This window comes from Bacteroides faecium, from assembly GCF_012113595.1.
In the GTDB taxonomy this organism is placed as follows: domain Bacteria; phylum Bacteroidota; class Bacteroidia; order Bacteroidales; family Bacteroidaceae; genus Bacteroides; species Bacteroides faecium.
In genome coordinates, this window is record NZ_CP050831.1 from 2,025,160 (window position 1) to 2,038,083 (window position 12,924).

Consider the following 12,924-nt stretch of genomic DNA (forward strand, 5'->3'; position numbering starts at 1 on the left):
ATTCTTCTTTCGGACGAATGGAATGAATGAATTGAGTTTTTCACTTTTGTATCTTTTAAGGTTAGTAATTAGTTCTTTTTGAAAATACGCACATAGTCAATTTCCATTTCCAAAGGAAATTTATCCAGGTCTATGCCATACCGGCTTCCCCAGGTTCCGCCGACGGAGACATTCATAATCAGATACAGTTCACTGTTGAAAGGCCAGAAGCGGGGATTGTCTTTTTGCGACGGAGTGAAACTCAGGTACACATTTGACGGATCGTCTACATAAAACTCCACTTTCTCGTCTGTCCAGTTCATTCCGTAGATATGGAAACTGGTTTCTACGTCGTTCACCATGATAGTGCCGGACGAAACGTTTGTTTCTTCTTTCGGATTGGCAAGTGTCGCGGTAGTGTGAGCAGTGCCGTGAATCTTATTCTTTTCATAGGCCACATATTCCATCATATCCAGCTCGGAATAGCAAGGGTATGCGTTTTTACCATAAAACCAGATAGCGGGAACAGTACCTTTCACTCCGGGCACTTTGGCGCGTACTTCCACGCGTCCCCGGTTGATTTCTATCTTTCCTTTCGTCATGATACGTGCAGAAGTGAAATCCCCTTTCTCTTCTCCGGTTTTCCCGTCCAACTTTAAGGCTCTTATCACTAACTTGCCATCTCTGATAAAGGAGTTTTCCGAGCTGCTTGTATAGTTTTGCTTTTCGCTGTTTCCCCATCCTTCAGTACCTATATCATAGTTCCAGGCCATCTTGTCGAGAGTATAGGACGTGAACTCGTCATTCCACCAAAGCTGTTCCCCTTGCTGATGGTAGTAAGAATCGTTCTCTATCGTAATTGTCTTGGTAATCGAACCTTTCTGCGAATTCCATTCACTTGTCAGGGTGACTTCATACGTTCCTTTCTGTTCGAAATAGCATACTACGCTTCTACCTGTCAGTCGTAAGTTTTTGCTGGGGATAGACCATTCGAATGACGCATCTTTTGCATCCCCGTCCGTGATGGCTGTCAGGGTGACAAAGTTGGAGTTGTTTTCCATCTGTATAGTCTGGAAAGATAGAGGCAGCGTGTTTCCCGCATCGGAGTCATTGCAGGCGAAACATAAAAGCGCCATGCATAGATAAATTATACCTTTATTCATAATCTGCACATTTAAATTAGTGATTCATAATATTATTTTAATTGGTGAAAATGAAAATATAGTTTTTCAGACGTCTTCTATATCTGCAAAAGTATGGGTATTTTAAATCTATTTACGCACAATTTGCGCAATTGAATCTTCATTTTGCGCAAGATTGTGAGGTGATTGTGTTAAAACAATAAATAAAGTACGGGATAGCGGTTCAGGTGAATCTTAAAAAACAGTGTAATGGCTTCTTCGAAAGGTGCAATCTAATGAAAGTGGGAGTTCGCTTCTTATTCTCTTTTATTCTATCGCTGAACTTCCCACATTATGTATTATCAAATTTCGTTTCTGACGATATTCGATAGGCGAACAACCTTTGTATTTCTTGAATACACGCGAGGTATTATTATAATCTTTGAAACCTACTTCTATGGCTAAATCGCTCAGTGGGCGATCTGTCGTAAGCAGCAAGTCCGCCAGATGATTGCATCGGCAATTCAGGATATACTGATAGATAGAAGTGTTCAGCGCATTCTTGAATTTCACTTCAAAGTTCCTGCGGGATAGCGGAAGGTTGGCAAGCAGGGATTCTATCGTCAGGTCGGCGCTGTAATGAGAATCTATGTACTTCACTACTTCCAGGATATAGGGGTCTTTAATATTGTGTTTCTCCGTCGATTGCCGCAGTTCGATGCGGATAGGGTTGATTACAATATTGAAAGTACCTTCATGCTCTTTCTTTATTTGTTGGTGGATGAGTCTGCCGATAGAATATCCGCCCCTTTCTACTTCGAGCTCTATGGATGAGATGGGCGGGTCGGAGATGTTGCACATCAGTTCGTCATTATCCACACCTAATAAGGCGATTTCTTCGGGAATATGGATGTTGGTCATCCGGCAGGTTTCGGAAATGAACAGGGCGTGCGCATCGTCACAGCAGAACAGGGCAATTGGTTTGGGAAGTTGCTGCAACCACCGGCTCACTTCCATTCTTATCTCGTCTTCCTGTTTGTCAGATTCGAAACTGAAAAACTCACCGCCAATGCGTTTTACTTCCTGGTGATAGCCTTGGCAGCGTTCATCTGACCAGACTACTCCTTTTACACCAAAATAAGCGAAGTTGCGAAACATTCTTTTGGCAAAGAATTGAGCGGCCATTCTTCCCGTACCTTTATAATCACCGGTTAAGTTGGAGTAAGTAACGCTCCGGTGATGATAGTTTTGTAGTACCACCGGTATATTCAGTTCTTTCTGCAAATCAATCGTGTCGTTGTTCCATTGGCCGATGATGGCATCGGCTTTCCACTCTTTTGCCCATTTCAGAATACCCTGCTCTCCGTACATTGCACTATAATAAGAAGGTAGCCGATAAAAGAGCCAAGGCCCGTTTTCCTTGGAGTACTGGACAAGTCCACGTAGCAGCTTCCTGTCGAACTCGCTGGAGTAGTCTATCAGTAGAAGAATCTTAATCATGGTCTGTTGTTTTTCTTTAGTATTATGATAGGATGCACAAATATAAAAGAATTCTTTTATTCTCTTAGAATAAAGACTAATTTTTGTAGCAGGAATAATTTGTATGACCTATGCTCCCTATCGCACTAGAAACGATTTTTTAAAATCATTTCTCATATTCTCATAGAAGAGTGTATTTGTTTGATAATTAGATATATAAACTATGAGAATTAAAATCTCTACATGTATTTCTCATAGCTTATTGCTGTAAAATGCCTTCAAAAAAGGTATTTCTCATACTTTATTTCGCATTTCTCATGCTATATATCATGCTTATTTTTGTTTCAATAGATTGGTATGTAGCGACCAATATAACCGTAGTTTGTATGTTCAGTCAGTAGATAATATATCTTTCACAGCCTGCATTATTATATTTTCCTACCTTCATCTGTATTATTGTACTCCAGTGAACAGTGCTGTGCACTCAAGTGGATAGACCTGTTTACTCTAGTGCACAAGCTTGTTCACTAGAGTGCAACGATAGAGATGTCTTATAGAAAATCTATTGATTACAGTAGGATAATCTTTGATTATCAGTTAGTTATAATGGAGATAACTCATGGTTTTACTGCAATTCATTAAGTACTGATGATTAGGTTATGAGAATAACATTTGCGATGTATGAGAAATACCGAAAATAGTATGAGAAATGCATTGTTTTAAGCGTGTTTTTAGGAAAAAAGTATGAGAAATACATGTAAATATTTTAATTCTCATAGTTTATATATTTAATTATCAAGCAAATATATACTTTTATGAGAATATGAGAAATGATTTTGTTTTTCTTTGCTAGTACCTGCTGAAGATATCTGGCCTTTTAAATATTATATGCCTGAAAGTATGTTGAGCAAGGAGATGAAAAGGGTGGATAAGGAAACGGAACTGGCGGAATTTGATGTGGAAAGGGTGGAAATTGATGAATAGTTGCATGAAAAACTAATATTGTCTTGTTGATTGAACAGGAATTGCCTATATTTGTTCAGTGGTTAGAACAAAATGCCAAATATGATTAGAAAAGAAGTATTAAAAGAAGTTCTATTAGATAATAGAAATGAGGTAGTCAAACATCAGGTTATATCTCGTAGTTTTCAGTTTGAAGAGTTTGGAAATTATGTATTTGTAGGTATCCGGCGGGCAGGAAAATCATTTTTGCTTTATCAACGGATACAGGAACTTTTGCATAGTGGGCATACTTGGAATGAAATGCTATATGTGAATTTTGAAGATGAGCGTTTGATTGGAATGACGGCGGCAGATTTAAATCTTATACTTGAAGTGCATGCTGAAATGTCAGTGGATAGACCTATGCTTTTCTTGGATGAAATTCAGAATATTGATGGTTGGGACAAGTTTGCACGCCGATTGGCTGATAATAAATATAGGGTTTATGTGACAGGAAGCAATGCTAAAATGCTTAGTCAGGATGTAGCTACCACTTTGGGGGGACGATACATTACAGTACATGTATACCCTTATGATTTTAAAGAGTTTCTTTATGCTAATGGAGTTGGAGTTACAGAGAATTCTTTGTTTGCAACAGAAAGTCGGGCGGAAATAAAACGTATATTCAATGATTATTTTCGTTCCGGTGGTTTCCCGGAAGGGGCATCGCTTGCTGCGAAACGGGATTATCTGACAAGTGTCTATCAAAAGATATATTTAGGGGATATTGCAGCAAGACATTCCATCGAAAATACTTTTGCTTTACGCATCCTTTTCCGTAAATTGGCCGAAAGTATAAAGCAACCGGTTTCGTTTACTCGTATAACTAATATTGTAGCTTCGACCGGAGTGAAAATATCGAAGAATACTGTCATTAACTATATGGAATATGCCAAAGATGCTTGCCTGTTAATTCCTATACAAAATATTGCGGATAAATTGGTAGAGCGTGAAACCAATCCTAAATATTATTTTGCAGATAATGGTATCCTCAATTTACTTCTTTTGGATGCTGATACCTCATTGCTTGAGAATTTGGTCGCTGTGACACTATTGCGGCGTTATGGAACGGACGATGCTGTATTCTTCTATAATAGAAATGTAGAGGTTGATTTTTACTTGCCTGAAACAGGAGTGGCTATACAGGTTTGTTATACCATGAATCTCTCTGATGAGACTTTTCAACGGGAAGTTCAGGCATTGGTAAAATTGAGTAAAGTAGTTGAATGTCGGCAGTTATTGATAATAACGTATGACGATGAAGAACAGATTGAGTTGGAGGAATGTACGATTAAGGTAATACCGGTTTGGAAGTGGTTGTTGGGTAAATAAGATAAATTAATACCCTCTCTGTCTTATTTATGAGATAAATGCCTATCTTTGTGGCACTTTTTACGAAAAAAGGAAAATCAAATTAATAGATATAGAAAAGAAAATGGCACAAGAAGACGTTTTTAAGAAACTTGTATCGCACTGCAAAGAGTACGGTTTCGTATTCCCCTCAAGCGATATCTACGACGGACTGGGCGCTGTGTATGACTACGGTCAGATGGGCGTTGAATTGAAAAACAACATTAAGAAATATTGGTGGGACAGCATGGTGCTGTTGCACGAAAACATTGTCGGGATCGACTCTGCCATCTTTATGCACCCTACTATCTGGAAAGCTTCCGGACACGTAGACGCATTCAATGACCCTTTGATTGACAATAAAGATTCTAAAAAACGTTATCGTGCCGACGTACTGATTGAAGATCAGTTAGCCAAGTATGATGATAAAATCAATAAGGAAGTAGCGAAAGCTGCCAAGAGATTCGGTGAAACTTTCGATGAGGCTCAATTCCGTTCTACTAACGGACGTGTATTGGAACATCAGGCAAAGCGTGATGCTCTTCACACTCGTTTTGCAAAGGCGCTGAATGATAATAACTTGGATGAACTCCGCCAAATCATCGTTGACGAAGAAATCGTATGTCCTATTTCCGGTACTAAGAACTGGACAGAGGTTCGCCAGTTCAATCTGATGTTCTCTACTGAAATGGGTTCTACTTCCGACGGTGCAATGAAGATTTATCTTCGTCCGGAAACTGCTCAGGGTATTTTCGTAAACTACCTGAATGTACAGAAAACAGGTCGTATGAAAGTTCCTTTCGGTATTGCTCAGATTGGTAAGGCTTTTCGTAACGAGATTGTTGCCCGTCAGTTCATCTTCCGTATGCGTGAGTTTGAACAGATGGAAATGCAGTTCTTCGTAAAGCCGGGAACTGAACTCGACTGGTTCAAGAAATGGAAAGAAATCCGTCTGAAATGGCACAAGGCGTTGGGCTTTGGTGATGGTAGCTATCGTTATCATGACCATGATAAATTGGCTCACTATGCAAATGCGGCTACTGACATTGAATTCCTGATGCCGTTCGGATTTAAGGAAGTGGAAGGTATCCACTCTCGTACTAACTTCGACTTGTCACAACATGAGAAGTTCTCTGGAAAGAGCATTAAATATTTTGATCCGGAATTGAACGAATCATATACTCCGTATGTAATTGAAACTTCTATCGGTGTAGACCGTATGTTCCTCAGCATCATGAGTGCATCTTACTGCGAAGAGCAACTGGAAAATGGTGAAAGCCGTGTAGTATTGAAATTACCTGCTGCTTTGGCTCCGGTGAAACTAGCTGTTATGCCGTTGGTGAAGAAAGACGGTCTGCCTGAAAAAGCTCGTGAAATCATTGACAATTTGAAGTTCCACTTCCATTGCCAATATGATGAAAAAGATAGTATCGGAAAGCGTTACCGCCGTCAGGATGCTATTGGTACTCCGTACTGTGTAACAGTCGACCATCAGACATTAGAAGATAACTGTGTGACATTGCGTAACCGTGATACCATGCAGCAAGAGCGTGTCGCTATCTCTGAACTGAATAACATTATTGCAGACAGAGTAAGCATCACTTCTCTATTGAAAACTTTACAATAAACCTTTGACGAATGAGTAAAAAGATCTATTTATTCTCCTTAATATTATTGGCTCTTGCGTTTACTGCTTGTAGTGAAACTGAAGAGACTGGTAAGTATGATAATTGGCAGGCGCGTAATGAAGCATTTATTGATTCAATAGCTAATAGGCATGCTGATTTGGCTACTCGTGGCAACTTGGATTCTATTCATATGATTACTTATTCTAAAGTTCCTATTTATTTTAAAAAGAAAACTCCTGTGGGAGATGGAAAAATTTATAATGTATCTCCTCGTTCAACTGATGTAGTAACAGTATATTATAAGGGATCATATATTCTTGGAAGTGTTGATGAACAAGATAATTTTGTCGGAGAAGTAGTTGAAGGTGTTTTTACAGAAGCGAATCCTAGTATTGATTTCTCAAAAACAGCAGAATTTGCAGTTAATTCGCGTGTGATAGGTTTGTCGGAAGTTCTGCAACGGATGAAAGTCGGAGAACGTTACGAAATTTATGTCCCATGGAAATATGGTTATGGCTCTAGCGAGTATACACCGACTGGTTCTTCAATTCCTATTAAAGGTTATTCGACTTTAATATTTGATATTCAAATAATAAGTTGTGAGTTTTAATCTTTTGGAGTAGATGTAAATAAAGCTACTGATTCAAAATGGATCAGTAGCTTTATTTAATATGATTAGTATAATTTCTCTAAACTTGTATGCGTTTTATATATGCTTGAAAGATTTGCAGTACGTTTTTATTGTTAAACTTACATTGTTATAGTTCAAGCCTAATTGAGTTTGTTTTATCATCTAAAGGCTCTGGTAATAATGGAATGGGGTTTAAGCTGATACTGGAAAAATCCTTAATTCCTAAGTCAATGTTTGGATATGTAATCTGAAAAGTACAAGATCTTCCTTGACAATTTGTATATTCAAAGAAAGTAGCCTTACATGTTAAAGGACCATCAGTAACGCTTAAACCATTTAGTTTCATCGAGGTTATTTTATTAGCTAAATTATAAACTCCTAAATCATTTATTTGTAAGATAGGTCTTTGTTGGTTAACTGTAAAACTTCCTTTGTCTCCTCTATACTTAGTTCTAGTATACACTGTTAGGGTGGCACTACTAATTCCAGTTGCTCTTGTAGTCGGATTGACTGAATCTTTGTTGGATATTTCTTGATTCAAAAATATGGAATACGAATCAAAATATTCTTGTAGCCCATCTGAGTGTATATATACAGAGAGATTGGGATTCTCTTTAAACAAGTTGACTATATTATCAACCTCCTTATTTTGATAAATGATATCATTTCCATTTCTCTCGTATTTAGAAACGTATATGTTTCCTTGATATTTAAATTCCACAGTACCTGATTCTGCAATAGGCTTTTTATCGAAAAGTTCTTCTTCAAATGTACTTTGACTACATGCTTGTACCATTCCTAATATAATACAAGCTACCAAATAATGGATAAATGTTTTCATGATACTAAATTTTAATGTTTTCAATTGGTTTTGTGTTCATTTGTTTTGAGCTCGTTTCAAATGATTCTACAATATACGAGTTTGTTTTGGACTATCCTAATATAATATGAAATATTATTCAAGTATTTTTTTCAGTCTGTAGGTTCTAGAAATAATGCTTAGTTTGGCTATATTTCATCTTTAGCTTACTCTATCAGTCTTCTCTCTTTTAATATGATATGAATCCTAGATAGTATGGATGTGTGACTAACTGTTTTATTCCTTTATCGAAAAATTGCTATGCCATCTCTAAGTTATTTTGTATTCGTAGCTTTTAAAATTATTGGTGTTTGTAAAAAAAACTATTTAGTTTTTTACTAAAAAATGAGTTGCAGAATAAAAGTAGCACTTTTACGTAAAAGTGCTACTTTTATTCTGCAATTTCTTTTATGTTTGCCTACAAGAAAAAAACAATGAGTTATGATATTTAGATTTATATATTAAAATAAAATGTATGGTTTAATACTACTCTCCCTAATCTGCAAATGCGTCGGAATCGTCACTTGTCTGACAGTTTTATCTCCCTTAATCTGTTCAATCAGCAACCGGCAGGCTGCTTCTCCCATTTTATACGTCTGATGAGATACTGCTGATAATTTGGGCTCTACATAATTAGCATGCTGTTCATCCGTATATCCGATAATAGCGATATCATCCGGTATGCGGAGATTATGGCTTTTGATAACTTCCATAGCCGCGAAAGCCAATGTATCATTCATCGCAAGAATAGCATCGGGCGGTTGAGGGAGAGACAGCAATGTTTCAGTCGCAATCTTACCTTCTTCATAATCAATCTTCCGGCAAACAACCAACTCTTTTTCGATAGGAATACGATTCTCACGCAAGGCTTCCAGATAGCCATGTTTTCTTCTCTTTACAATATCCAAATGATTTGCTCCACCGATAAAGGCTACCCGTTTACTTCCATTATCCAACAGATGTTGTGTAGCCATTTGCGCTGATTGTGCCCCATCCGCTACGACCGAAGAAAACTGATCCGTCAGGCAAACACGGTCAAACAGGATAAGCGGCATATTGATGTCTTTCAAGGCGGAGATGTGGGAGAAATCGGTTGTTTCTTGGGAGAGACAGGCGATAATACCTTCCACACGCATATTGACCAGATTCTCGATATTCCGCTTTTCATGCTCATAAGACTCGTGTGAGGTAGTGATAATCACAAAGTATCCGTTGGCGATAGCCATGTTCTCTATTCCGTTCAGGATAGAAGCGAAGAAATGGGTAACGATATCCGGAACGACCACACCGATAATGCGTGGAGCATTTTTCCGCAAGCTCATGGCGAAAGGGTTGGGACGATAATTCATCTCTTTGGCCACTTCCTTAACTTTGGCACAAAGTTCACGACTGATTTCGGGACTGTCTTTCAACGCCCTGGATACAGTGGGAATCGATACACCCAATGCTTGGGCAAGATCTTTGAGTGAAGTATGTTTCCGGTTTTCCATTAAAAGGTCTTCTGCTTTGAATCTTTTACAAAGAAAGCACATTCCCGGATAAATAAGAGCATTTGAAGCAATATTTTTTACGTAAACCGTTACGTTGCTTTTTACGCTCTCCTCTGACCGACGGCAATCATTCCTGACCTATTTTTGTCGCATACAAAACTATTTAAAACCTAAAAGTATGCAATACCATGAAATCGGAAAGACGGGGATGAAAGTTTCCTCTCTTAGTTTCGGAGCTTCTTCCTTAGGGGGAGTTTTCCATGATTTGAAAGAAAAAGAAGGTATCCAGGCGGTAGCTACTGCTGTTGAAGCTGGGATGAATTTTATAGATGTCTCTCCTTATTACGGACACTATAAAGCAGAAACCGTACTGGGGAAAGCACTGAAAGAACTTCCTCGAAACCGCTATTATCTGTCTACAAAGGTGGGACGTTATGGCAAAGACGGTGTGAACTTATGGGATTATTCTGCCAAGCGTGCTACCGAAAGTGTGTATGAGAGTATGGAACGCTTGAACATAGACTTTATCGACTTGATAAATGTGCACGATGTTGAATTTGCCGATTTAAACCAAGTTGTAAATGAGACACTACCAGCTTTGGTGGAATTGCGTGAGAAAGGTGTCGTAGGTCATGTCGGAATCACCGACTTGCAACTGGAGAATCTGAAATGGGTCATCGACCACTCTCCAAGCGGTACGGTTGAATCTGTCCTTAGTTTCTGCCATTATTGCCTGTGCGATGATAAACTGGCTGACTTCCTGGATTACTTTGAATCTAAAGAAATAGGTGTAATCAATGCTTCTCCGCTTTCAATGGGACTATTGAGCGAACGGGGTGTTCCCGCTTGGCATCCGGCTCCAAAGCCTTTAGTAGAGGCTTGTCGCAAAGCAATGGAATATTGCAAAGCGAAAAACTATCCGATTGAGAAACTTGCCATGCAATTCTCAGTCAGCAATCCTCGTATTGCTACCACTTTGTTCAGTACGACTAATCCTGAAAATGTGAAAAAGAATATCGCTTTCATCGAGAAACCGGTTGATTGGGAACTCGTTCGGGAAGTACAGGATATTATCGGAGAACAGAAACGCGTAAGCTGGGCAAACTCATAAAACAGAACCGCTCGTATGGACTACACAATTATTGACGCACACGCTCATCTGTGGTTACGGCAGGATACGGTCGTAGATGGACTCCCTATCCGAACGCTTGAAAACGGCCGTTCGTTATTTATGGGAGAAATCCGGCAGATGGTTCCACCTTTTATGATAGACGGAGTGAATAGTGCGGAAGTCTTTCTGTCGAATATGGACTATGCGCAAGTGTCTGCCGCTGTCATTACACAGGAATTTATTGATGGCATACAGAATGAATATTTAGCCGAGGTTGTTGCCTGTTATCCCAATCGTTTCTTTGTATGCGGAATGTGTGAGTTTCGTAAACCGGGATTTCTGGAACAGGCAAAGGCACTTATAGCCAAAGGTTTTAAAGCTATCAAGATTCCCGCACATCGTCTGTTGCTGAAAGAGGGCAGGGTGATGCTGAATAGCCAAGAGATGATGCAGATGTTCCACTATATGGAAGAGCGGAATGTGATGCTTTCCATTGATTTGGCGGATGGGGCGACACAAGTTCCTGAAATGGAAGAGATAATTCAAGAATGTCCCCGGCTGAAGATAGCTGTCGGACATTTCGGGATGGTCACGTTGCCGGATTGGCTCGAACAGATAAAGTTGGCACGCCACCCGAATGTAATGATTGAATCCGGAGGAATCACGTGGCTTTTCAATGATGAGTTCTATCCGTTCAAAGGCGCGGTTAAGGCTATTCGTGAAGCGGCAGAATTGGTAGGAATGGAGAAGCTGATGTGGGGTTCAGATTATCCGCGTACTATTACAGCTATCACCTACAAGATGTCCTATGACTTTGTGCTGAAATCACCTGAATTGTCAGAGAAGGAAAAAGCGCTTTTCCTGGGAGAAAATGCTCGGAACTTTTATGGATTTACAGACCTTCCCGTGCTTCCTTACATCAAGAACATGTCTGAATGATTGAGAAAATAACCACATTGTGAAACAATATTATACCATGAAAAAGAATACATATACAATACCTCTGGCTTTGGTCTTCTGCCTTTTCTTCTTGTGGGCGATAAGCAGTAATCTGCTTCCTACGATGATACGGCAGTTAATGAAGACCTGCGAGCTGAATACCTTTGAGGCTTCCTTTACCGAAACGGCCTATTGGCTGGCCTATTTTATTTTCCCGATTCCCATAGCTATGTTTATGAAGCGATATAGCTATAAGGCGGGAATCATCTTCGGACTGATATTGGCAGCTATCGGTGGCCTGCTGTTCTTCCCGGCAGCTATCCTGAAGGAGTATTGGGCTTACCTCTGCATCTTCTTCATTATCGCCACCGGCATGTGTTTTCTGGAGACAGCCGCCAATCCGTATGTCACGGTTTTAGGAGCTCCCGAAACGGCTCCGCGAAGACTGAACCTGGCACAATCCTTCAATGGTCTGGGAGCTTTCATCGCTGCCATGTTCCTGAGTAAACTCATCCTTAGTGGAACTCACTATACGCGCGAGACTCTCCCGGTAGATTATCCGGGGGGCTGGCAAGCCTATATCCAACTGGAAACGGATGCCATGAAACTTCCCTACCTGATATTGGCTTTACTGCTTGTCGCCATAGCTGTTGTCTTTGTATTCTCCAAACTGCCGAAGATTGGAGATGAGGGTGCCGAAGCTTCTTCAGATAAAGCGACGGCTGACAATAAGAAAGAAAAGCTGATTGATTTTGGAGTACTGAAACATTCGCATTTGCGTTGGGGAGTCATTGCGCAGTTCTTCTATAATGGCGGACAGACGGCTATCAACAGTCTTTTCTTGGTATATTGCTGTACGTATGCCGGACTACCCGAAGATACGGCGACTACTTTCTTCGGATTGTATATGCTCGCTTTTCTTTTAGGACGCTGGATAGGTACGGGATTGATGGTTAAATTCCGTCCGCAGGATATGCTGTTAATCTATGCACTGATGAATATTCTCCTGTGCGGAGTTGTCATGATATGGGGCGGAATGGTCGGATTATACGCGATGTTGGCTATTTCTTTCTTTATGTCCATCATGTATCCTACGCAGTTTTCGTTGGCATTGAAAGGATTGGGGAATCAGACAAAGAGCGGCTCTGCATTTCTTGTCATGGCGATTGTGGGCAACGCCTGTCTCCCGCAGTTGACTGCCTATTTCATGCATGCCAATGAGCACATCTATTATATGGCCTATTGCGTGCCGATGATTTGCTTTGTCTTCTGTGCCTATTACGGTTGGAAAGGTTATAAAGTAATCGATTAATAAATTTATTATCAAACATCATT

10 protein-coding genes are annotated in these 12,924 nt (G+C 39.8%); 6 read left to right on the forward strand and 4 right to left on the reverse strand.

Features of this window, described 5'->3' with window-relative positions; translation table 11 throughout:
• Nucleotides 1-68: 68 nt before the first annotated feature.
• Nucleotides 69-1,142 carry a family 16 glycosylhydrolase gene (locus tag BacF7301_RS07100; protein WP_167961523.1) on the reverse strand — a complete coding sequence of 358 codons (1,074 nt, stop codon included), beginning with the start codon at nt 1,140-1,142 and terminating at the stop codon, nt 69-71.
• 285 nt (nt 1,143-1,427) lie between these two features.
• Nucleotides 1,428-2,600, reverse strand: coding sequence for an AraC family transcriptional regulator (locus tag BacF7301_RS07105; protein ID WP_167961525.1), 1,173 nt, complete (start codon nt 2,598-2,600; stop codon nt 1,428-1,430).
• Between the two features lie 1,044 nt (nt 2,601-3,644).
• On the opposite strand from BacF7301_RS07105, the gene BacF7301_RS07115 reads away from it, so the two are divergent.
• From BacF7301_RS07115 to bamJ, 3 genes are all read left to right on the forward strand, one after another.
• On the forward strand, nt 3,645-4,913 hold the full coding sequence (locus tag BacF7301_RS07115) for an ATP-binding protein (protein WP_167961527.1): 1,269 nt from the start codon (nt 3,645-3,647) through the stop codon (nt 4,911-4,913).
• Nucleotides 4,914-5,016: 103 nt separating this feature from the next.
• Nucleotides 5,017-6,558, forward strand: coding sequence for a glycine--tRNA ligase (locus BacF7301_RS07120; protein WP_167961529.1), 1,542 nt, complete (start codon nt 5,017-5,019; stop codon nt 6,556-6,558).
• 11 nt (nt 6,559-6,569) lie between these two features.
• Nucleotides 6,570-7,169: a BamJ family beta-barrel-assembly machinery protein gene (bamJ, locus tag BacF7301_RS07125; RefSeq protein ID WP_167961531.1), complete on the forward strand. Its 600-nt coding sequence runs from the start codon at nt 6,570-6,572 to the stop codon at nt 7,167-7,169.
• Nucleotides 7,170-7,317: 148 nt separating this feature from the next.
• On the opposite strand, the gene BacF7301_RS07130 is transcribed toward bamJ, so the two are convergent.
• Together BacF7301_RS07130 and BacF7301_RS07135 are read right to left on the reverse strand one after the other, a co-directional pair.
• On the reverse strand, nt 7,318-8,031 hold the full coding sequence (locus BacF7301_RS07130; protein WP_167961533.1) for a hypothetical protein: 714 nt from the start codon (nt 8,029-8,031) through the stop codon (nt 7,318-7,320).
• 479 nt (nt 8,032-8,510) lie between these two features.
• Nucleotides 8,511-9,539, reverse strand: coding sequence for a LacI family DNA-binding transcriptional regulator (locus BacF7301_RS07135; RefSeq protein WP_167961535.1), 1,029 nt, complete (start codon nt 9,537-9,539; stop codon nt 8,511-8,513).
• A 178-nt stretch (nt 9,540-9,717) separates the two neighbouring features.
• Between BacF7301_RS07135 and BacF7301_RS07140 the strand changes: the two genes are divergently transcribed.
• The 3 genes from BacF7301_RS07140 to fucP are packed head-to-tail and all read left to right on the forward strand — an operon-like array spanning nt 9,718 to nt 12,901.
• Complete coding sequence (locus BacF7301_RS07140; protein ID WP_167961537.1) at nt 9,718-10,650, forward strand: aldo/keto reductase; 933 nt, start codon at nt 9,718-9,720, stop codon at nt 10,648-10,650.
• Nucleotides 10,651-10,665: 15 nt separating this feature from the next.
• On the forward strand, nt 10,666-11,589 hold the full coding sequence (locus BacF7301_RS07145) for an amidohydrolase family protein (RefSeq protein ID WP_167961539.1): 924 nt from the start codon (nt 10,666-10,668) through the stop codon (nt 11,587-11,589).
• A 37-nt stretch (nt 11,590-11,626) separates the two neighbouring features.
• Nucleotides 11,627-12,901: an L-fucose:H+ symporter permease gene (gene fucP / locus BacF7301_RS07150; protein WP_167961541.1), complete on the forward strand. Its 1,275-nt coding sequence runs from the start codon at nt 11,627-11,629 to the stop codon at nt 12,899-12,901.
• Nucleotides 12,902-12,924 lie beyond the last annotated feature (23 nt).

Coding starts and splice junctions, on each gene's coding strand:
- BacF7301_RS07100 (WP_167961523.1), bottom strand. CDS start 1,142: ATGAATAAAGGTATAATTTATCTATGCATGGCGCTTTTATGTTTCGCC.
- BacF7301_RS07105 (WP_167961525.1), bottom strand. CDS start 2,600: ATGATTAAGATTCTTCTACTGATAGACTACTCCAGCGAGTTCGACAGG.
- BacF7301_RS07115 (WP_167961527.1), top strand. CDS start 3,645: ATGATTAGAAAAGAAGTATTAAAAGAAGTTCTATTAGATAATAGAAAT.
- BacF7301_RS07120 (WP_167961529.1), top strand. CDS start 5,017: ATGGCACAAGAAGACGTTTTTAAGAAACTTGTATCGCACTGCAAAGAG.
- bamJ (WP_167961531.1), top strand. CDS start 6,570: ATGAGTAAAAAGATCTATTTATTCTCCTTAATATTATTGGCTCTTGCG.
- BacF7301_RS07130 (WP_167961533.1), bottom strand. CDS start 8,031: ATGAAAACATTTATCCATTATTTGGTAGCTTGTATTATATTAGGAATG.
- BacF7301_RS07135 (WP_167961535.1), bottom strand. CDS start 9,539: ATGGAAAACCGGAAACATACTTCACTCAAAGATCTTGCCCAAGCATTG.
- BacF7301_RS07140 (WP_167961537.1), top strand. CDS start 9,718: ATGCAATACCATGAAATCGGAAAGACGGGGATGAAAGTTTCCTCTCTT.
- BacF7301_RS07145 (WP_167961539.1), top strand. CDS start 10,666: ATGGACTACACAATTATTGACGCACACGCTCATCTGTGGTTACGGCAG.
- fucP (WP_167961541.1), top strand. CDS start 11,627: ATGAAAAAGAATACATATACAATACCTCTGGCTTTGGTCTTCTGCCTT.